This window comes from Pseudomonas weihenstephanensis (genome assembly GCF_016812185.1).
Classification (GTDB): Bacteria; Pseudomonadota; Gammaproteobacteria; order Pseudomonadales; family Pseudomonadaceae; genus Aquipseudomonas; species Aquipseudomonas weihenstephanensis.
The window spans coordinates 101,804-121,409 of sequence record NZ_JAAEBV010000007.1 but is presented as its reverse complement, the minus strand read 5'-3'; the positions used below and the strand labels follow the sequence as shown (position 1 = coordinate 121,409).

20 protein-coding genes and 1 pseudogene are annotated in these 19,606 nt (G+C 58.2%); 13 read left to right on the top strand and 8 right to left on the bottom strand.

The window, feature by feature from the left end; translation table 11 throughout:
* Positions 1-36: 36 nt before the first annotated feature.
* Together ggt and GYN01_RS20140 are read left to right on the top strand one after the other, a co-directional pair.
* Entirely contained in the window at positions 37-1,704 is a 1,668-nt protein-coding gene (gene ggt, locus GYN01_RS20145; RefSeq protein ID WP_203307661.1) for a gamma-glutamyltransferase, read from the top strand.
* A gap of 112 nt (positions 1,705-1,816) precedes the next feature.
* Positions 1,817-3,262, top strand: a complete 1,446-nt coding sequence (locus GYN01_RS20140) for a SulP family inorganic anion transporter (protein WP_203307660.1) — start codon at positions 1,817-1,819, stop codon at positions 3,260-3,262.
* Here GYN01_RS20140 and GYN01_RS20135 read toward each other — a convergent pair whose 3' ends face one another.
* The 3 genes and pseudogenes from GYN01_RS20135 to GYN01_RS22765 form a co-directional block, all read right to left on the bottom strand.
* Complete coding sequence (locus GYN01_RS20135) at positions 3,263-3,643, bottom strand: hypothetical protein (RefSeq protein WP_048365947.1); 381 nt, start codon at positions 3,641-3,643, stop codon at positions 3,263-3,265.
* Between the two features lie 186 nt (positions 3,644-3,829).
* A complete protein-coding gene (locus tag GYN01_RS22770; protein ID WP_420850457.1) occupies positions 3,830-4,693 on the bottom strand; it encodes a methyl-accepting chemotaxis protein in 864 nt (287 codons plus the stop codon).
* Positions 4,685-5,617 (bottom strand): annotated as a pseudogene (locus GYN01_RS22765) (methyl-accepting chemotaxis protein); the annotation flags it as partial. The pseudogene GYN01_RS22765 and the gene GYN01_RS22770, both read right to left, overlap by 9 nt.
* A 482-nt stretch (positions 5,618-6,099) precedes the next feature.
* Between GYN01_RS22765 and pmrG the strand changes: the two are divergent.
* Positions 6,100-6,822: a lipopolysaccharide core heptose(II)-phosphate phosphatase PmrG gene (pmrG, locus tag GYN01_RS20125; protein ID WP_420850455.1), complete on the top strand. Its 723-nt coding sequence runs from the start codon at positions 6,100-6,102 to the stop codon at positions 6,820-6,822.
* A gap of 16 nt (positions 6,823-6,838) precedes the next feature.
* Here pmrG and GYN01_RS20120 read toward each other — a convergent pair whose 3' ends face one another.
* From GYN01_RS20120 to GYN01_RS20100, 5 genes are all read right to left on the bottom strand, one after another.
* Positions 6,839-7,429 (bottom strand): DUF2589 domain-containing protein, encoded by a 591-nt coding sequence (locus GYN01_RS20120; protein ID WP_238936349.1) that lies wholly within the window; start codon positions 7,427-7,429, stop codon positions 6,839-6,841.
* Between the two features lie 65 nt (positions 7,430-7,494).
* The gene (locus GYN01_RS20115) at positions 7,495-8,142 is read right to left on the bottom strand and encodes a DUF2589 domain-containing protein (RefSeq protein WP_048365950.1); all 648 of its coding nucleotides are present in this window, start codon (positions 8,140-8,142) and stop codon (positions 7,495-7,497) included.
* Positions 8,143-8,223: 81 nt separating this feature from the next.
* The gene (locus GYN01_RS20110) at positions 8,224-8,607 is read right to left on the bottom strand and encodes a transcriptional regulator (protein ID WP_048365951.1); all 384 of its coding nucleotides are present in this window, start codon (positions 8,605-8,607) and stop codon (positions 8,224-8,226) included.
* 233 nt (positions 8,608-8,840) lie between these two features.
* Positions 8,841-9,347 carry a hypothetical protein gene (locus tag GYN01_RS20105; RefSeq protein ID WP_048402714.1) on the bottom strand — a complete coding sequence of 169 codons (507 nt, stop codon included), beginning with the start codon at positions 9,345-9,347 and terminating at the stop codon, positions 8,841-8,843.
* A gap of 254 nt (positions 9,348-9,601) precedes the next feature.
* Positions 9,602-10,045 carry a TM2 domain-containing protein gene (locus tag GYN01_RS20100; RefSeq protein ID WP_048402712.1) on the bottom strand — a complete coding sequence of 148 codons (444 nt, stop codon included), beginning with the start codon at positions 10,043-10,045 and terminating at the stop codon, positions 9,602-9,604.
* 291 nt (positions 10,046-10,336) lie between these two features.
* Between GYN01_RS20100 and GYN01_RS20095 the strand changes: the two genes are divergently transcribed.
* The 10 genes from GYN01_RS20095 (at position 10,337) to GYN01_RS20050 (ending at position 19,600) form a co-directional block, all read left to right on the top strand.
* A complete protein-coding gene (locus tag GYN01_RS20095; RefSeq protein WP_048402711.1) occupies positions 10,337-11,350 on the top strand; it encodes an ATP-grasp domain-containing protein in 1,014 nt (337 codons plus the stop codon).
* Positions 11,351-11,391: 41 nt separating this feature from the next.
* A complete protein-coding gene (locus tag GYN01_RS20090; RefSeq protein WP_048402710.1) occupies positions 11,392-12,531 on the top strand; it encodes a trypsin-like peptidase domain-containing protein in 1,140 nt (379 codons plus the stop codon).
* Between the two features lie 76 nt (positions 12,532-12,607).
* Complete coding sequence (locus GYN01_RS20085) at positions 12,608-13,744, top strand: phosphoribosyltransferase domain-containing protein (protein WP_203307658.1); 1,137 nt, start codon at positions 12,608-12,610, stop codon at positions 13,742-13,744.
* Positions 13,734-14,492 (top strand): HAD family hydrolase, encoded by a 759-nt coding sequence (locus GYN01_RS20080; RefSeq protein ID WP_048365957.1) that lies wholly within the window; start codon positions 13,734-13,736, stop codon positions 14,490-14,492. The genes GYN01_RS20085 and GYN01_RS20080 overlap by 11 nt, the downstream gene beginning before the upstream one ends.
* Positions 14,485-15,579 (top strand): cysteine protease StiP family protein, encoded by a 1,095-nt coding sequence (locus tag GYN01_RS20075; protein ID WP_048365958.1) that lies wholly within the window; start codon positions 14,485-14,487, stop codon positions 15,577-15,579. The genes GYN01_RS20080 and GYN01_RS20075 overlap by 8 nt, the downstream gene beginning before the upstream one ends.
* Positions 15,579-16,538, top strand: a complete 960-nt coding sequence (locus GYN01_RS20070) for an HpcH/HpaI aldolase/citrate lyase family protein (RefSeq protein ID WP_048365959.1) — start codon at positions 15,579-15,581, stop codon at positions 16,536-16,538. The genes GYN01_RS20075 and GYN01_RS20070 overlap by 1 nt, the downstream gene beginning before the upstream one ends.
* Positions 16,535-17,209 (top strand): HAD family hydrolase, encoded by a 675-nt coding sequence (locus GYN01_RS20065; protein WP_048402705.1) that lies wholly within the window; start codon positions 16,535-16,537, stop codon positions 17,207-17,209. Before GYN01_RS20070 ends, GYN01_RS20065 begins: the two co-directional genes overlap by 4 nt.
* Positions 17,210-17,285: 76 nt before the next feature.
* Complete coding sequence (locus GYN01_RS20060; RefSeq protein WP_048365961.1) at positions 17,286-17,876, top strand: TerD family protein; 591 nt, start codon at positions 17,286-17,288, stop codon at positions 17,874-17,876.
* Positions 17,873-19,084, top strand: coding sequence for a TerD family protein (locus GYN01_RS20055; protein ID WP_203307657.1), 1,212 nt, complete (start codon positions 17,873-17,875; stop codon positions 19,082-19,084). The genes GYN01_RS20060 and GYN01_RS20055 overlap by 4 nt, the downstream gene beginning before the upstream one ends.
* Positions 19,085-19,150: 66 nt before the next feature.
* Positions 19,151-19,600 carry a tellurite resistance TerB family protein gene (locus GYN01_RS20050; RefSeq protein ID WP_048365963.1) on the top strand — a complete coding sequence of 150 codons (450 nt, stop codon included), beginning with the start codon at positions 19,151-19,153 and terminating at the stop codon, positions 19,598-19,600.
* Positions 19,601-19,606: the final 6 nt, after the last annotated feature.

The following is a 19,606-nucleotide window of genomic DNA, read 5'->3' as shown; positions in this document are numbered from 1 at the left end:
TTCAGCATCGTCCTACAAAAATAAAAGGAAGTACCCATGCGTGTTGTTTGGTTCAAAACCCTGACTTTGACAGCGGCCATCGCTGCCAGCTCTTCGGCGTTTGCCGTCACTCTGGAAGGCGGTGCCGTTGCTGCGCCGGATCAATATGGCGCTGAAGTCGCCGCGCAAATTCTTAAAAAAGGCGGTAATGCCGTCGATGCCGCTGTCGCCACGGCGTTCACCCTGGCCGTGACGTATCCCGAAGCCGGCAACATCGGTGGCGGGGGGTTTATGACCTTGTTCATCGACGGCAAACCTTACTTTCTCGACTACCGCGAAACGGCTCCGCTAGCGGCTAGCCGCGACATGTACCTGAATGACAAAGGCGAAATCATTGAAAACCTGAGCCTGGTAGGTTCACGCGCCGCGGGAGTGCCGGGCACGGTGATGGGCCTGTGGGAAGCGCACCAGCGCTTCGGCAAATTGCCGTGGTCTGAGCTGCTGACCCCGGCCGTGGGTTACGCGAAAAACGGCTTCAAGGTCGCCGACAAGCAATACCAGTACCGCGAAGATGCCTTGAAACTGTTCAACGGCACGACCAACTTTGCTGACTATTTCGGCACCATGAAACCGGGCGAAACCTTCAAACAGCCAGAACTGGCCCAGACCCTTGAGCGCATTGCCGACCAGGGTGCCAAAGAGTTTTATCACGGCAAAACCGCTGACCTGCTGATTGCGCAAATGCAGCAAGACAAAGGTCTGATTACTAAGCAGGACCTGAACGATTACAAGGTCAACTGGCGTGAGCCGATGCGTGTCGACTTCCGTGGCAACACGCTGTACACAGCGCCGCTGCCGAGTTCGGGCGGGATCGCGTTGGCGCAACTGATCGGCATCAAAGAAGACCGTGCCGCCGACTTCAAAGGCGTAGAGCTGAACTCTGCGCCTTACATTCACCTGCTGGCTGAAATTGAAAAACGCGTGTTTGCCGACCGCGCCGACTACTTGGGCGACCCGGCTTTCGGCAAGATGCCGGTGGCAGAGTTAACCGACCCGGCGTACATCGCCAAGCGTGCGAAAGAGGTCAATCCCACCGCCATTTCGGCGACTGAAAAGGTCAAGCCGGGCCTGGAGCCGCATCAGACCACGCACTTTTCCATCGTCGATAAAGACGGCAACGCCGTGAGCAACACCTACACCCTGAACTGGGATTACGGCAGTGGCGTAGTGGTAAAAGGCGCAGGCTTCTTGCTCAACGATGAAATGGACGACTTCAGCTCCAAACCGGGCGTGGCCAACTCGTTCGGCGTAGTGGGCGGCAATGCCAACGCCATCGAGCCGGGCAAGCGCATGCTGTCATCCATGAGTCCAAGCCTGGTCACACGTGACGGCGTAGTGACGCTGGTGCTCGGCACGCCGGGTGGTTCGCGCATCTTCACCTCGATCTTTCAGGTGTTGAACAACATTTATGACTACAACCTGCCGCTGGAAAAAGCCGTGGCTGCCCAGCGTGTGCATCACCAGTTGCTGCCTAAAGACACGATCTACTATGACGCTTACGCGCCGATCACCGGCAAAGTGGCCGACGAGCTCAAAGCCATGGGCTACACCCTGGAAGATCAGGGCTGGAACATGGGTGACATTCAAGCGATCCGCGTGAATGGCACTCAACTCGAAACCGCCTCTGACCCACGCGGGCGCGGCGTAGGTAAAGTGGTGAAATAAACCCCAAACCTGTAGGCGCTGCCGCAGCCTTCGGCAGCGCCTACTGTCCTTGCCAGTTTGTTACTATCTGTTTCTGCTGTTCCCTTCTGTTAGCCCCGATTTTAGGTACTCCATGAAACTCTCCCGTGTGCGCGCCGATGTTCTGGCCGGACTTACGACGTCCTTTGCCTTGTTGCCCGAGTGCATTGCTTTTGCGCTGGTGGCCCACCTCAACCCGTTGATGGGCCTGTATGGCGCTTTCATCATTTGTACCCTGACCGCGCTCTTTGGCGGGCGGCCGGGCATGGTCTCCGGTGCGGCCGGGTCGATGGCGGTGGTCATCGTCGCGCTGGTGGTGCAGCACGGCGTGCAGTATTTCCTGGCCACTGTGGTGCTGGGCGGTTTGATCATGATGGCGTTCGGCTTGCTCAAACTCGGCAAACTGGTGCGCATGGTGCCGCACCCGGTGATGCTGGGGTTTGTGAACGGTTTGGCGATCATCATTGCAATGGCGCAATTGGAGCATTTCAAAAATGGCGAGCAGTGGCTCACCGGTACGCCGTTGTATGTGATGGCGGGGCTGGTGGCGCTGACAATGGCGATTGTGTATTTGCTGCCGCGCCTGACCAAAATGGCGCCCGCCGCCCTGGTGGCGATTTTGAGCGTGGGCCTTGCGGTGCATTTTCTGGGATTGCCGACACGTACGCTGGGTGACATGGCGCACATCGCTGGCGGCCTGCCGACCTTCAGCCTGCCGGACATTCCATGGACACTTGAAACCTTGGGCATCATCGCGCCTTACGCGTTCTTGATGGCGATGGTCGGTCTGCTGGAAACCTTGCTCACTCTCAACCTGACGGATGAGATCACCGAAAGCCGTGGCTACCCGGACCGCGAATGCGTGGCGTTGGGTGCCGCGAACATGGTCTCGGGTGCGTTCGGTGGCATGGGCGGCTGCGCGATGATCGGACAGACCGTGGTCAACCTCAGCTCCGGTGGGCGTGGCCGACTGTCTGGTGTGGTCGCAGGGATCATGATCGTGTTGTTCGTGTTGTTTCTGTCGCCGTATATCGAGCGTATCCCGCTGGCCGCGCTGGTGGGCGTGATGTTTGTGGTGGCTCAACAAACCTTCGCCTGGGCCTCGCTGCGGGTACTGAACAAAGTGCCGCTCAACGACGTGCTGGTGATCGTCGCTGTGACGGTGATTACGGTATTTACCGACCTGGCCTTTGCGGTGATGTGCGGCATCATCATTGCCGCCCTGAACTTTGCCTGGCAACAAGCGCGACAGCTGTACGCCGACACGTCTCTTCAAAGCGATGGCAGCAAGCTGTACCGCGTGCATGGCACGCTGTTTTTTGCCTCCACCACCCCTTTTTTGAATCAGTTCGACCCGGCTAACGACCCGGCCCAGGTGACGCTCGATTGCCAGCACCTGAGCTTTGTCGACTACTCGGCGATTGCCGCGCTGGTCACCCTGCGCGAGCGCTACGCCAAGGCGGGCAAGCACTTGCGCGTGCTGCATTTGTCCGAGCGCTGCAAAAAACTGCTCAAGCGCGCCCGCGTGCAAGCGGTCTGATCAATTCTCGTGAACCACGCGGCGAATGGTGCCACCACAGTTCTGGTAGCAGGTTTGATAGTCTTCGCCGCAGGTGTCACCAAAGCCGCCGTAGTGGTAGCTGGGTGATGGGTAGCTACACAGTTTGCGCTGTTTTTTATCGCCATTCTGGCGACAGTAGTTATAGGCCGTCATCTGCGCATCGTAGACGGCACGCTGGCTCTGTGACTGCATTTGCGCCAGCGTCTTGCACTGGCTTTTTTGGCTGGAGCAGGCGTTGATACAGTATTTGCCCGCCACATCCGGTGGCGGCGAGTACACGTAAGAGACGCTAGGGCCACAGCCCTGCAAGGTAAGCAACACACACAACGCACTGATCCAGCCAACCACTTTCAAACGCATTCTCAACCTACTCAAGCCTGAGCATGCGCTGTGACAGCGACCTGTCTGGATCAACTATTTCAGCGCATTTTCAGGAAAATAAACGGGTCAGGACTGTAGCGGTTCGGCCACCGTGAGTGCCTTCACTCACGGCCGCCATTTTTTAGATTTCACTCAAACCTTTCAGTACGTAGCCGTTGGCGCAGGTCAGATCTTGAAGTGGCTCACCATCATTTGCAACTGGTTGCCCAAGCGTGCCAATTCAACACTGGACTTGGCCGTCTCATCGCTTGCAGCCGCTGTTTGCTCGGACACGTCGCGCACGTTGATGATGCTGCGGCTGATCTCTTCGGCCACGGCGCTTTGCTGTTCGGCAGCGGCGGCAATTTGCTGGTTCATCGACTGAATATTCGACACGGTGCGGGTGATGCCTTGCAGCGAGGTGCCCGCCTGACGGGTCAAGGTCACGCTGCTGTCGGTCAGGCCACGGCTGGTGTTCATCACGCTGGCCACCTGTTGCGTGCCACTTTGCAGGGCTGCGACCAGGGTTTGAATCTCTTCGGTGGATTTTTGCGTGCGTTGGGCCAGGCCGCGCACTTCGTCGGCCACCACCGCAAACCCGCGTCCGGCTTCACCGGCACGGGCTGCCTCGATGGCCGCATTGAGCGCCAGCAAGTTGGTTTGTTCGGCCACGGCTTTGATCACGTCCATGACGCTGCCGATCTTGTCGCTTTCTTGTTGCAGCACTGCCATCGCTTCGGTTGAGCGACCGACTTCAACCGCCAGGCGCTCGATTTGATCAATGGCCTGATTCACCACCCGATCACCCTCACGGGCTTCGCCATCGGCCGCCGCTGCGGCTTGCGAGGCGTCTTCAGCGTTGCGCGCCACTTCCTGCACGGTAGCGGTCATTTCGTGCATCGCGGTGGCCACTTGATCGGTCTCGATCTTTTGGCTGTTGACCCCGGCGCTGGTCTGTTCGGTGACCGCCGACAGTTCTTCGGCGGCGCTGGCAATTTGCGTCACGCCATCGCGGATACCGCCGATCAACTCGCGCAGGGTGGTGCCCATGCGTGCGATGCCTTGTTGCAACACACCCAAATCATCGCGGCGAGTAATGCGCAGGTTCTGGCTCAGGTCACCGGCGGCAATGCGCTCGACCACGTCCAGGGTTTCACGCAGCGGACGGGTGATCTGGCGGGTAATGACCACCGCTGCACAGATACCAAATAGCAACACAAGCAGGGTGCTGATCAATTGAAGGGTGTTGGCACTGGCGCTTTCGTTGTCGCGACGTTCGAGCTGGATTTTGTACAGCTCATCACTGCGGCTGAGGATGCCCGAGCCGTAGTCGGTCATTTCCTTACGCATGTCGGTGATGGTTTTGTCTGTGTCGGCGTAGACCTGCAACGCCTGTTTGTATTGCGCCAGGGCGCCATCCAGCGAGCGCAAGGTGTCAGGTGCGCTGGCGCTGAAGTGGGTATTGAGTGCGCTCAGGCTGGCGATAGCCTCGCTCAGTTGTTGGCGAGCAGCGTGTTCATTGGCGACCGTTTGGGCGGCCATGTAGGCACGCACCTGGTAGAGCGCCAGCAAGAACTGCTCACGGACGGCGGTCAACGTACTCAGTTGTTCAAAGCGCCCTTCATCACCGGCCGCGCTTTGCATCACGCGGGTTTTGAGCACGTCCATCGCATCGCGGGCGACTTTGGCGCTGTGGTCCATGTTGTCGCGTGAGACAGCGGACTCAACATACGCCTTGCGCATGGTCACCAGCGCGGATTGGTATTTGTTGATGATGTCGTGCTGTTCGTTGAGCAGCTTGAGGTTTTCCGGGCTTTTGAACGAGGCGATCAGCAGCTTTTGCTGCGCCACAAACGCGTCCAGTGTGTTCTGTACGTTTTGCGCGGCGGTCTCGTCGCCATCGGTCAGCATGTATTGCAAACGTGCAACGCGCAGGTTGGTCAGCGAGCCGTTGAGGCGCGTGATGTCACTCATCCAGTTACTGCGGTCGATCAGTTTGTCCAGGCTGAGCCAGTCGCTGATTGCCATTAATAAAGTCAGGGCCAGCACCAGGCCAAAGCCCAGTGCCAGTTTCATGTTCACGCTGATGTTGCTCAGCCAGCTATTCATCTGTTCCTCCAGGAACCGTTCGCTACTTGATCGATATTTCGCTGGAGAGTCTTTTTATTCTGGCCCAGCAGAAGGTGTATTGGGCTGTATCGGCGGGCATATGCAGAGCTAAAACGGTTTTTTAGACAGCTCGATAAACGGTAAACAGCCTTACAAGCAGTGTGCTTTTTTGGGGCGGCGCGAATGGGCGATCACGTTTTTTTTCACATTCGTTTCACTGATCACTTACGTCGCAGTTTTTAGACTTCTGTTCAGTCGGGTGATGGCTGCCGCGTGCAAGGATCTGCCTCGCACACACGGCTTTTCGACCTCATTCGTTCACCGACTCGTACAGGGGCATGTGTATCGTGACGTTAAGTTTCGGCCTTACCGGCGTTAAAGGCTCAGCGCTGCGCAGCGTGCTGGCGCGTTACAGGAATGCTCTGGTGGTGTTGGCCGCCAGCGTGTTGGCAATTGCGCTGACCGTGCAGCTGCTGGCACCCGCCTCGGCGCCGAACCTGGCGCAGCCGCGTCATCTCGACCGTTTGCAGACACTGACTGAAAGTTGGGCGCGGGGCGATGTGATTGCTTTGGTGCGCCATGTTGAGCGTTGCGACCGCTCACGCGCGGCGTGCCTGGGACCGGTGGATGGCGTGACTCTGCGCGCAACCAGCACCGCCCGCCGGCTCGGTGCCGACTTTCAGCACCTGGGGCTACAGAGTGTCGACGTTTACAGCAGCCTGCTGACCCGCGCCCGGCAAACAGCCGACTTTATGTTTGAGCGGCCCGTGCAGCCGCAGGACTGGCTGTTCAATTGTCGTGGCTCCATGCTGCGCGATGCGCTCAAGCACAAGGTGGCGGGGCGCAATCTGATACTGGTGACCCACAGCGAGTGCATGGATCAGTTGGAAAAGTCGATGCACGTGGCCACCGACACGACTTTCAGTTACGGCGCCTCGTTATTTATCAATGCGCCGGGGACAAACACGCCACCGCAGATGTTGGGTTTTATCGAAACCCAGGACTGGAAAAAGATCTTGCCGACGCAAGTGGCGAGCGTTCACGAAGAGGCAGACATGCCCCACCTCTGATGCCCTCACGGTTCACTCAAAACGCACAGGGTTTGGGGGGGGCGGGTGTTTTCAGGCGTGAGTCATCATTGCGCACCGGACTGATCAGTTGGGTGTATTCCTCGATCATGCGGTGAATCGCCTCTGGCGGCTCGCACGCGCGAAACTCCATGCTGATTTGCATCTCATCGGTTTTACGCGTGTGCACGTCGCTCTTCTCACTGCCGAATGTCACAAAGAACTGCGCGCAATCGAGTTCGCCGTTCTCCAGCGCATGGCTGGCCTTCTGTTGTTCGGTGGCGTGCATGCGCACCGACAGGTCGACTTTCATGACCTCCAGTGCCAACCCGCGTGGTGCCACCAGCGTGACCAGCGGCACGCGCATGGTGTGCTGCTCATCGAGTGCGACGGCCACCATTTTGGCTTTCATAGGGGTTTGCAAATCATCAATGTCGTAGTCGAAAAACTGGTCGAACAGTTTTATGTATTGCTGCGCCACCAGGTTTTGCGTGGCGGCCGCGGCTTGCTGCAAGCCGCGGGTGATGCTGCTCAGGTCGCAGGCCGTCATTGGCGTCTTACGCCGGTCGGGCAACGCCAGCGGGTCTTTTTGGCGATTGAAAAGCGCCATGTTTCACACTCCTTGGTGTGGGGTGAGTAACCCCGTCGTCACGGACGGGGTCAGGTCGAGGAGGCTCAGGCCGGATCGTGGGTGGCGCTGCCTGGCGCTGGCAATACGCCTGCGGTGGGCAGCGCATCAAGGTGTTGCGCGGTCGCGTTCGGCATCACGATGGGCTTGGTGGCGGCATCGGTGAGGAAGTCGATCACACGCATCAGGGCTTCAGGCGGGTCTTGGCGTACCACTTTGGTGCTGATGGCATAGCGTGCGCGGGTATCGGTTTTGCGGGTTTGCGACGATTTATGGCTGGCCGAGCCTTTGATCGACACATTGAACGGGCCCCAGCCCATCGACGCGGCAAAACTGCCTTCGCCACTGGTTTCACGGGTGCTTTCGGCTTGCTGACTGATGGTCAGCTCGAAGTCGATGTTGCCCTCTTCAATGGTGATGTTCGGGTGGCTGATGGCCGCGAGCAGCGGAATGCGCATCTGCTTGGTGACGGTCCCCTTGTAGACGCCTTGGTCGTCTACCAGCGTTTCGTCGTAGTCAAACTGCACCGAAACCGCTTTGCCATCCTGAATGCACACACCCATGAGGAAGTCGGCATAGGATTTACTGGCCTGCACTTGTGCCTGAATCATGGCCTGCAAAGGTCCGGCGATCATGCGGTCCAGCGGCAGGGCGTTGATCACTGAGCCTATGAGGCCCGAATCGATTTGTGACATGGTCAATCTCCGTATTGAGCTGCGCGAGGGTGCGCAATGTCACTCTAGGGGGCCGGCCGAGGGCCGTTCAGCGGGAACCGATTACCTCGCAATCGAGGTTTCGAGGCGGCGAATATTGCCGATCTGGCGCAGGCTCAAACCGTACTTGTCCGCCAGTACGCTGCGTGACAAGCCCTCACAGGTTTCCTGCTGAATGTGTTGATTGCGGATCTGGCGGCAGAAGTGATCGGCCTTGGGGATTTCCAGCGCCAGCCCGGCGAAACGCTTGATCAGCGCGCCCAGCGCATCGGGGGGCAAAATTTGCGACAGCGAGGTGCGCTCCGGGTGTTTGGGGATGTACTTGGGCCTGCCACCAAACGCGCAGGTCAGGGTGTACGCATGCTCAAGGCCCACGCAGTCGATCAGCGCTTGCAGCGAATGAGGCAGTTGGCGAATGTTGACCAGGTTGAGGTCGTTGACGTCCATTGTTCGGTCCTTGGAATCTTAAGTGTCCATTTGGATACTAAGGACGCGTGCCACCTCGGTATAAGTAGGAAATGCACCCCTTACAGATAGGAATTATTACCAAGTGATCTAGGGCGAAGCCTGAGCGCTGCACTGCGTTTTCCCCTAGCGATCAAGGCAAACGTCATCTCGGGCGAGGGTGTGAACGTCAGCGTTATCGCCCGGCCATTGCGGTCGGGCGGTGACAGGACGGCTTAATTGCGTGTCAGCAAGCGACCCCAGTTTTGCCCATCTGGAAAGGCTTTATCGCTCAGCTCGCGGGCCACAACATTGTCGATGTCAGTGGCGCTCAACGTCTTTTCGTCCAGCCACGGCCACGTCGCATCGGCATCACGAAAGTTGAGTTGATCATTGAGTTGTTGGCAGGCGAGGGCGAGCAGGTGCAGCAGGTTCAGGTGGCTGGCGATGTACGGTTTTTGCGTTTGGGGGGTGCGGCTGAGCAGCGTCGATACATCACTCGCTTCAGCGCTGATCAAGCTATCGCTCAGCAGGCTCCACACCAGGGTGCCGTCACGGGACGTATCTTTATTGGCGTAGGCCGGGTCAGAGCTGACTTCAAGGGTGATTTTGAGTTTTTGTTTTTCGAGCTGGTCAATCAAATAGTAGGCCAGGTCCGATTGACGCAAATAGGCAGTGGCCGTGTTCACAGCCAAATGGGCGTCATAGTCGTTCAGGGTTTTACTGGTCACGGTAATGGTCATGGCAGGTTCCTTGACGTGTTGAAAACATTGTCAGAGGAGCGTAGCCAAAACCCTGTGATCGGCCATCCCAAGTCGGGTTCTATTGTCGTGGATCAGGGTTGTGGCAGATGCCGTAGCCGCTGGTGCAGGCGGCGTCCGGCAACAACGTCGTCGTAAAGTCCAATCAGGCGATGTTTGAGATCAAACGCCTGCTCAGAGTTCACGCCCGTTTTGCGTCCGGCCACAGCCTGACGGCGGTTATGCGCAGCGGTTGCTTAGAACCAAGGCTTGCGGCCAACCACGTAAGTCTGTTCGAAGTCTTCGTCGGTCTTGGTCAGGTAGATGATGAATTCGATGAAGGCGATCAGGCCGATGATCATCGATGGCACGCCCAGCAGAATGAAGCCGAACAGGAACACCAGCAGCATGATGATGCCTTGAGCGTTGTAGCCCAAGTAGAACTTGTGCGCGCCAAAGGCACCCAGGAAAAACGCCAGCAACGCCGCCGGAATTTTTTTCGAGTTGCCGGAGGTGGCCGGGCCGTCCTGGAAGATCGCTTCAGCGTTGCTGCCATTGGTGGAGAAATCTACACGGCTGCCAGCCTTTGGCAGTACTGCGCTTTTCCACTGATCAACGCTGAACGAATAACGATTACCGTCATCCGCCGAGATGGTGCCGGTACGACTCGTAGAGTTGAACTCAAGAACCTTGCCTTTCATGTACTGCTCCTTGTTTTCCCCTCGCTGAGTGAGGGGTAGATAGATGAGTTGCTGCGAAGTCTTTGGGGTGTCACCGGCGGACTTAAACGTGAAGCACGTTCAATCGAATCGGCGACCGCAAACGAGCCGGTCAAAGCCAATTAATGCCGAATATTTCAAAATGGGCGGCAATTGGAGCACGCGCGATAGTGGCATTTCAATAGTACTGTTTAGATGCGTTTAAATTGACAGGGCCTGGCGTAGAATCGCGCGCTTAGCGTGTCTCTCCTCTACCTGTACCAAGGGATGTCCATGATCTGGTTTCTTGAAGGGCAATCCAGCCAACGTGATGTGATTGCCGGCGCCCGAGCGGCGTTGCCTGACGGCGTTCAAATTTTTGCCTCGCACCGCCAACGTCGTCCTGAAATCACCGCATTGGCGGATGTGGCCTGGCGCGAGCCGCAGGACAACGAAGAGCGGATTGCCTGGGTCATCCAGCAGGCCTGCGCCAACGGCATCAAGGTGGTTTTGGCGGGCCGTGTGGGGCATGTCTACGAAGCGCATCGTGCAGACTTCGAAGCCGCAGGGTTGGTGCTGGTCACCGGCGCGTTGAGCCTCGACACCTTTGAACGGGTGGACGACAAGTCGATATTTACCCGTGAAGCGCTGGCCGCAGGCATGGCCTGTATTCCTGCGATCACGGTGCAGACTCAAGCCGAGCTGGAAAGTGCCTACGCGCAGTTATCGCGTGATGGCCGCGTCTGCGTGAAACCTACGCACGGCATTTATGGACAGGGTTTTTGGCGTTTGGCCGAGGATGTAGACCCGTTTCGCTGCTTCGCTAACGCCGATTCCCACGAAGTGGACCTGAGTGTTTTCGCCCAGGCCTATGGCCGTTCACAACAGCCCAAGCCTTTGCTGGTGATGCCTTACATGCCGGGCAGTGAGTGCTCGGTGGACATGGTGTGCGAAGCAGGTAAAGCGGTGGCGTTCGTCGGTCGGCGCAAGCAGGGGTTAATGCAGTCGTTCGAGCGCGACGGCGCTGCCGTCGAGTTGGCGATCAAGGCCGCAGAGCATTTCAGATGCGACGGTATTGTTAACGTACAAACCCGCGATGATGCCCATGGCGCGCCACATTTGCTGGAGATCAATTTGCGTTATTCAGGCGGTGTGGGTTACACCCGTGAAACCGGTGTGAACTTGCCCGGTATCTTCGCCACCCGTCGCCTGAAACTGCCCGAACCCGTGAGCGTTTGGCACCCGGATATTCAGGTTAAAGCCATCACGGTCGCCGTTTCGGTTCGTGAAGAAGAGCTGTTAAGGTGAGCGCCATTCATTAAGCGTACTGGCCAGAGGAATCAAGGAAGATGAAATTGATGCCGGGAGGCAATGGGCCTCTGAAGTCGGTGCGCTGTGAACTGAACCTGACCTGCGCGCGCGCGGGGGCTTTGGGAGAGTACGCCGGGCTGGCGTTGCTGGCGCTAGATGATAAGCGTCAGCCGGTCGCCGAGCCTGCGCTGCTCCATCAGCCGCAACCTTGGATGCAATGGCACGACACCTGCGGTGTGGCGCGTTTGAGCCTGGCACTGGATCAATTACCGGCGAGCTGTGAGCGCGTGTTAGTGGTGCTGTATGTGTATGGCGCGCTGGGCCCGCTGCGTGAGTTGGGTTCATTTCAACTCCAGGCCGACGAAACCATCGAGCATGACCTGACCCTGGCGGACTATGGCGACAGCGCGATGGTCATTGCCGAGGTGTACCGGCGTGGCGATCAATGGAAAATCCGCGCCTTGGCGGAGGCTTCTGCTTACGGTCTGAGCGCCTTTGCTCGGCGCATGGGCATCAGCCTGGATGACCGGCATCCGCAACGGCTCAGCACCGAATCTGACGACAGTGCCTCGCGGCAGAGCGCGACCGGTACAGGCTTTGCTGTCAGCGCGCAGCATATTTTGACGTGCGCCCATGTGATTGAAGGGCTGAACCATCTGTTTATTGACTCGTTCGACGGTCGCTTTAAGGCCGAAGCCGTGGTGGTGGACCGCAAGAATGATCTGGCGTTGTTGCGGGTCAGTGGCGCGCCAGCGTTCACGCCTGTCACGTTTCGTGAAGGCATCGGCAGCGAGTTGGGCGAAAGCGTGGTCACCCTTGGTTTTCCACTGGCCGGGTTGGCGGGTGGAGGCGTGCAAGTCTCCCAAGGGGTGGTATCGGGGCTGTTTGGTGTGCGCGATGATGCCAGCCTCATGCAGTTCACGGCGCCGATTCAACCGGGCTCCAGCGGTAGCCCGGTGTTTGATCAGTACGGCATGGTGGCAGGCTTGGTCACCTCAAGCATGGCCGATGCACAGAACATGAACTTTGCCGTGAAGACGGCGCTGTTGCTGGCTTTTCTTGAAGCTGCCCGCGTTCCCGCTCAGAGGGGACGCAGCGAACACGCATTGAGTACGCCCGAATTGGTGCGGTCTTCGCAATCGGGTTTGTGGCGAATAGACGCCAGCCATCTCCAGTAACGATTTCGCGCTTGTTTTAAACGGTTGAGTCGCGAATCGTCTCTCACTTTTATGTATTCCCAGGTATGAAACTTCAATGAATAGCGGTAACCCCCTGACCGACTCCAAGGCTTTGCACGCAAACCTTAAGCGCGGTCGCCTGGTGGTTAAGGTCAATGCATCGACCTTTGATCCTCAGGCACTTTTCAGCTTTGCCGAACGTCGTAATCCCAAGCGCGCCTTTTTGTTTGTGTCACGCGTGCTCGGTCGTCACATCCCGGCCCGTCCTTCGTTGATGGCTGACAGTTTCAACGCCCTTGCGGCACAAATTCCTGCGGACTTGCCTGGCCCCGTGCTGGTGATCGGCATGGCAGAAACGGCCGTCGGCCTGGGTGGCGGTGTACACCGCGCGCTGAGCCAGACCCGTGATGACAGTGTTTATCTGGTCAGCACCCGTCACCCCACTGGCAGCGAACTGTTTGCCCGCTTTGAAGAAGAACACAGCCACGCCAGTTCGCACTTGCTGCACCTGCCGCAAGACCCGAAAACCCGCGAGCTGATGCTGACTGCTCGCTCGCTGGTGCTGGTGGATGACGAAGCCTCGACCGGCAACACGTTTATCAATCTCTCCAAAGCCTTGGCCGAGGCCGGGCTGAGTAACATTGAGCGCCTCGTCACTGCCACCCTTACAGACTGGTCGCAAGATGCAGTGCGTATAGCGCTGGGTCAACACGTCACCAGCGTGTCGTTGCTCGACGGTCGCTACACGTTCGACGAAGATCCAACTGCTGAGCTACCTGAAATGCCTGAAGTGGGCAGCGTTGCCCAAGGCGACTGGCCTCTGGATGCGAATCGCGACTGGGGGCGCATGGGCGTGCGCGAACACCTCGATACACTGGCGCCAGACCTTGAGGTCACACCCGGTGAACGCATCTTGGTGGTGGGTACCAGCGAGTTTGTATGGCGTCCCTTTTTGTTGGCCGAACGCCTGGAAAAAGCCGGTGCCGATGTGCATTTCAGCTCCACCAGTCGCTCGCCGATTGCCTTGGGCCATGCCATCGACCACGCGCTGTCGTTCTCTGACAACTACGGGCTGGGCATTCCCAACTTCCTTTATAACGTCGCCCCCGGCCAGTTCGACCGGGTGCTGATTTGCAGTGAAACCCCGGCCGCTGCTGTCGACCCGGCGCTGATCAGCGCATTGAATGCGCAGGTGATCGTTGATGACAAGTAATCGTCCGCTGGTGTTTGTTGACCTCGACGACACCCTGTTCCAGACCGCCCGCAAAATGGGCGACGAACCGCGCTTCACTGCGACCCTCGACGTTGACGGTCAGCCCAATGGGTTTATGAGCGCGACGCAAAAGAGTTTCGTTGAGTGGCTGTTGGCGACCTCCGACGTAGTACCGGTCACCGCGCGCAGCATTGAAGCCTACCAGCGGGTGAAAGTGCCGTTTACCCACGGCGCGGTGTGTGCCCACGGTGGCGTGATTCTCGCGGCGGATGGTTCGCTGGATGCCGCCTGGCACGCACGCATGTGCGAGCAGTTGGCACTTGAGCAAACGCGCCTGCGTCAACTGAGTGAGCAAACGCTGGCGATTGGCACTGAGTTGGGCTTCTCGTTGCGCGGTTGGGTGGTTGAAGAGCAAGGGTTGGCCAATTACGTGGTCACCAAACACAACAACGAAACCGATGAAGCGCTGCTCACCGTATTGGCCGAGGTCAAGGCGCGGGGGCTGCTGGAGGGCTTGTACGTCCACGGCAACGGTAACAATTTGGCGTTCCTGCCGCTGGCGCTGCAAAAGCGTGAAGCGGTGCGCGAGTGGATCCGCCGCGACCAAGCGATCAACGGCAAGCGCCCGATGCTTGGCTTTGGCGACAGCGTGTCAGACCTGGGCTTTATGGCTGAGTGCGATTGGTGGGGCACGCCCCGGCGCGGGCAACTGGCCAGCCATGTAATGGCGAGCGTTGACCATGAGTGACGCGTTTGAAGGGTTGCTGACAGTGGGCAGCGGCAGTTATGCCGCTGATGACGTGCACTTCCTGCTGCAAGCGATGCAAATTGAAGTCACCGATGTGCAGGAAAAAGAGCGGCTGATCCAGACTCAACAGCGTCATTACTCCGAGATGATCAGTCAGGAGCATCCACCGTCTGACACGCATAAAAGCCTTTACCTGCTGGCGCTGGCGCAAAATGGCGCCCGCATGGCTGCCGATGTGCAAGCACTGGCTCAGGCGTTGAATGAGCGCTACACCGGGCCTTCCATCGCGCTGGTGTCGTTTGTGCGCGCGGGCCTGCCGCTCGGTGTGCTGTTACGCCGGGCGCTGGTAGAGCAGGGGCGCGACGCACGGCATTACGGAATCAGCATCATCCGTGACCGTGGCATCGACAGCGTGGCACTAGAGGCTATTATCAAAGCCCACGGCGCCGAGAACATCGTGTTTGTAGACGGTTGGACCGGCAAAGGGGCGATCAGCGGTCAAATCCGTGCCAGCCTGGCGGGCGATTCGCGTTTCCCGGCTGACCCGCGGCTGGTGGTGCTGGCCGATCCATGTGGCCGTGCGTGGTTGTCGGCGTCGGCAGAAGACTGGTTAATACCGTCGGGTATTTTGGGGGCTACCGTGTCCGGTTTGGTGTCGCGCTCCATTTGGCCGCAAGAGCCTGGGCTGCATGGCTGTGTGGTATATGGGCATTTGGCCGGGCATGACGTGACGCAAGCGTTTATCCACAGCATCGAAACCGAGCGCGCCAAGCTGGCGCCCCAAGTCTCGGCGCAACCGTGGACGCCAGCGCAAGCACAGGCGTTGCAACACTCGGCGGTGGCTGCGGTCGAACGTATCTCGGCGCGCTTTGGGGTGAGCAATCCCAACCGCGTTAAACCGGGTATTGCCGAGGCGACGCGCGCGGTAATGCGCCGCGTTCCTGACCATGTGCTGGTACGCAGCCGTGACGATCAGGATGTGCAATTGCTGATGCACCTCACCCGTCAGGCGAATATTGACGTCGAAGAAGTCGGTGACGAGCTGGGGCCTTACCGTGCCGTGACTGTAATCAGGAGTGTTCGCTGATGATCAAACATTCCGCTTATGCCTTGGGCGCCACCCTTTATATGCCGGCCACGCGTCCCGATATTCTGGACGTCGTGTTTGGCGAAAAAATTCAAGGGTTGCGCTCGTTGGTGGTGTGCCTTGAAGACGCTGTTGCCGACACCGACGTGCAGCAGGCGCTGGCCAACCTGAAGAACCTGTTGCTGGGGATTGAAGCGCGCGGCGGGCGACCGTCCAGCGGGCCGATCCTGTTTGTGCGCCCGCGCGATGCCGAAATGGCGGCGGTGCTGAACGACTGGTCATTGATGCGCCATGTCGATGGCTTTGTGGTGCCCAAACTGCGCTTGAGCAATATCGGCCAATGGCAACAGGCGGTCACGCGCAGCGAGTTGATGCTGATGCCGACCCTTGAAACCCCGGAGGTGTTTGATCCGGGGGCGATGGTAGAACTGCGCAGTGCCATGCTGGAACAATTGCCGGGGCGTATTATCGCGCTGCGCATCGGTGGTAACGACCTGATGGGCTGCCTGGGCTTGCGCCGTAACCCGGCGATGACCCTTTACAGCACGCCTATGAGTTATGTGATCCCGATGCTGTGCGGGGTGATGGGCTCTGCGGGGTTTGCGTTGACTGCGCCGGTTTTTGAACAGCTCAATACGCCGTACTTGCTGGAGCAGGAACTGGCGTTGGACATGGCGCACGGGCTTGTGGGTAAAACGGCCATCCACCCGTCGCAAATTGCAGTTATCCACAGGGCGCTGCAAGTCACCCTTGAAGATTTGAACAGCGCACGCCAAATACTCAGTGAGTCGGCGCCTGCGGTGTTCAAGTTCAATGACGCCATGTGCGAGCCGGCGACGCATTATAAATGGGCGCAAACGGTGATTGAACGCGCGCATTGGCAAGGGGTTCGTACCGAGTGTGGTAACCCGTCCGACACTTTTGGAGGCAGCCTGAGATTGGCTGAATTGGTAGGTTGAACGAAGTTTTAAAGAAATCGGCTACAAATAAACAGGTGCTGTCGGCGTTCGATTTCGATGGCACGCTGACATATCACGACAGTTTTGTGCCGTTCTTGCGCTTTGCGTTCGGCAACCGGCTGTTCGCCATGCGCCTGTTGCGCATGATTCCAGCCACTCTTGGCTACCTGTTGGGTCAGATATCTCGCAACGATTTGAAAGAGAAGCTCATCACGGTTTATCTGACCGGCGCCAAAGTCACCTGGGTAGAGGAACGCGCCGAAGCATTTTGTGACGTTTCGTGGCAGCGGTTAATGCGGCCTTTGGGCTTAACATCTGTCGCCCGCGAGCGAGAGGCGCAAGCGTTGGTGACCATTTGCTCGGCCTCGCCTGAGTTAGTGCTCAAGCCTTTCGCCAAAAAGCTGGGCATCGGCTTGATCGGCACTCAGCTGGAATCGGTTGATGGCGTGTTGACGGGTGAGATCAGCGGCACCAATTGCCGTTGCGAACAAAAAGTAATCCGGCTAGAGGCGCAATACGGGCCTTTGGACCAATACACATTGCGCGCCTGGGGTGACACCCGGGGCGATGAACAGATGCTCGGAGCCGCTCAAGAGCCACACTGGCGTGAATTTCACGCGCTGTGGCGCCGTAAGCGGCCACTTGACGTGTGCTTGCGTGAAGAACTGTAAGCACGACTCGTCATATACAGGCAATAAACTGGGTTAAACAGCACGTTGTGCACCGTAGCAGACAAGGAGACGCTTCATGGCCATTTCGCTGTCCAAGAACCAAACCATTTCCCTCGAAAAAGAAGCAGGAACCGGTCTCAAGAAAATCCGCATGGGCCTGGGCTGGGACCCGGTCAAACCGAGCGGTTTTTTTGCCAAGTTGCTCAACAGTGACACGGCCATCGACCTCGATGCCTCCTGCATTGTGCTCGACAGCAGCAAACAACTGTTGGATCTGGTGTGGTTTCGCGAGCTCAAATCCAAAGATGGCTCTATCGTTCACTCCGGCGACAACCGCACCGGCGAAGGTGATGGGGATGACGAGTCGATTCAGGTCAATCTTGAGCAATTGCCGTCGGGTGTTAAGCACCTGGTCTTTACGGTCAACTCGTTCACCGGGCAAAACTTTGAGTCGGTAGAAAACGCCTACTGCCGTATCGTCGATGAAGTGACAGGCAAAGAGCTGGCGCGTTTCAACCTGTCGGATAAAGGCCGGCATACGGGTGTGGTTATGGCCTACCTGAGCCGCACAGCGGCGGGCTGGGATTTGACCGCAATCGGGACTGTGGCCAATGGCCGTACTGCTCAGGACCTGGCTAACGAGGCTGCTCAGGCGGTGCGCGCATGACCACATTGACTCCGGGCGCCAATACGTCCGTTTCATCGGGTAGCCAAACCGTCACCATCAGCTATGCCCCGGTTGCAGGCGCTGACCTTGACGTGTCGGCATTCCTGCTCGCGGAGTCGGGCAAGGTGCGTGGCGACAACGACATGTGCTTCTTCGGTCAGCAAAGCGTGAACAATGGCGCGGTCAAACTCGTGGAATCCGCCGCAGGGCGTACGGTGTTCAGCCTCAACCTTGAGGCCATTGATCCGGCCATTGAAAAAGTCGCGTTGACTGCCACGATCTACGAGAACAAAGCCAAATTTGCAGCGTTCCCGCAGTTGAATGTATCCGTGAGCGGCGGCATCGAAGCGCCGATTCCGACACAGGGCATGCAAGAAACGGCATTGATTCTCGGCGAATTCTACCGTCGCCAGGGCGCCTGGAAATTCCGTTGTGTGGCCCAGGGCTTTGCCGGTGGCCTGGCGCCTTTGGCTGAGCACTTTGGGGTTGATATCGCCGCGCCTGCGCCCGTTTCTGCGCCAACGCCAACGCCAACGCCAACGCCAACGCCTGCTCCAGCAGCACCTGCGCCGGCGCCGGCGTCCAAAATCAACTTGTCGAAGATCACCCTCGACAAACAGCGTCCCTCCATCAGTCTGGAGAAGAAGGACGGCGATTTTGGTGAGATCAAAATCAACCTTAACTGGAATCGCACCTCGCAAAGCAGTGGCGCGGGTGGTTTCTTTGCTTCGCTGCGCGGCAAGTCGGGCGGCATCGATCTGGATGTGGGTTGCCTTTACGAAATGGCCAATGGCCAAAAAGGTGCAGTACAGGCCCTGGGCAATGCGTTCGGTGACTTCCGTGACGAGCCATTTATCCAACTGATGGGCGACGACCGTACAGGCTCGGTGAGTGATGGCGAGTGGTTGCGCATCAACGGCAAGGAATGGCGTCAGATCCGTCGCGTGCTGGTGTATGCCTTCATTTACGAAGGCGCCCCGAACTGGCAAGCGACTGACGGCGTGATCACGTTGTACATACCGGGCGAAGCGCCGATTGAAGTGCGCTTGAGCGAGGAGGGCGGCAGCAAAGGCATGTGTGCCATCGCCCTGCTCGAAAACGTCGGTGGCAGTGTGCGGGTTAACCGCAAGGTCGAGTTCTTCAAAGGGCATTCGGACATGGACAAAGCCTTTGGCTGGGGCATGCGCTGGTCTGCCGGGTCCAAATGAGCGCTCTGTGAATGGCCGCCTGCTGATGCAGGCGGTGCTCCCTCAATCTCTGACAAGGTGACTCCAATGCTCGAATGGCTGAAAACCAACGCAACTGCCGCCCGTGACAAGCTCTCGGCGGAAGTCAGCAAGTTCAAGAACCGCGAATTCATGGAAGCGGTCGTTTCCGGGTGCGCTCTGGTGGCCGCCGCTGATGGCACCATCAGCAGCGATGAAAAGCAAAAGATGGTCGGTTTTATCCAGAACTCCAATGAACTGAAAGCGTTCGACGTTAAAGACGTGATCAAGTCATTCAACGCCGTGTGCGAAAAATTTGAGTTTGACCAACAGATCGGACGTGCCGAGGCGCTGAAGTCGATTGGTCAATTGCGTAAAAAAGAAGATGCCGCCCGTCTGCTGGTGCGCGTGTGCTGCGCCATCGGCAGTGCAGACGGCAACTTCGATGAAAGTGAGCGGGCTGCTTGCCGCACCATCTGCAATGAGCTGGGGCTGAACCCTGGCGATTTTGATCTCTGAGGACAT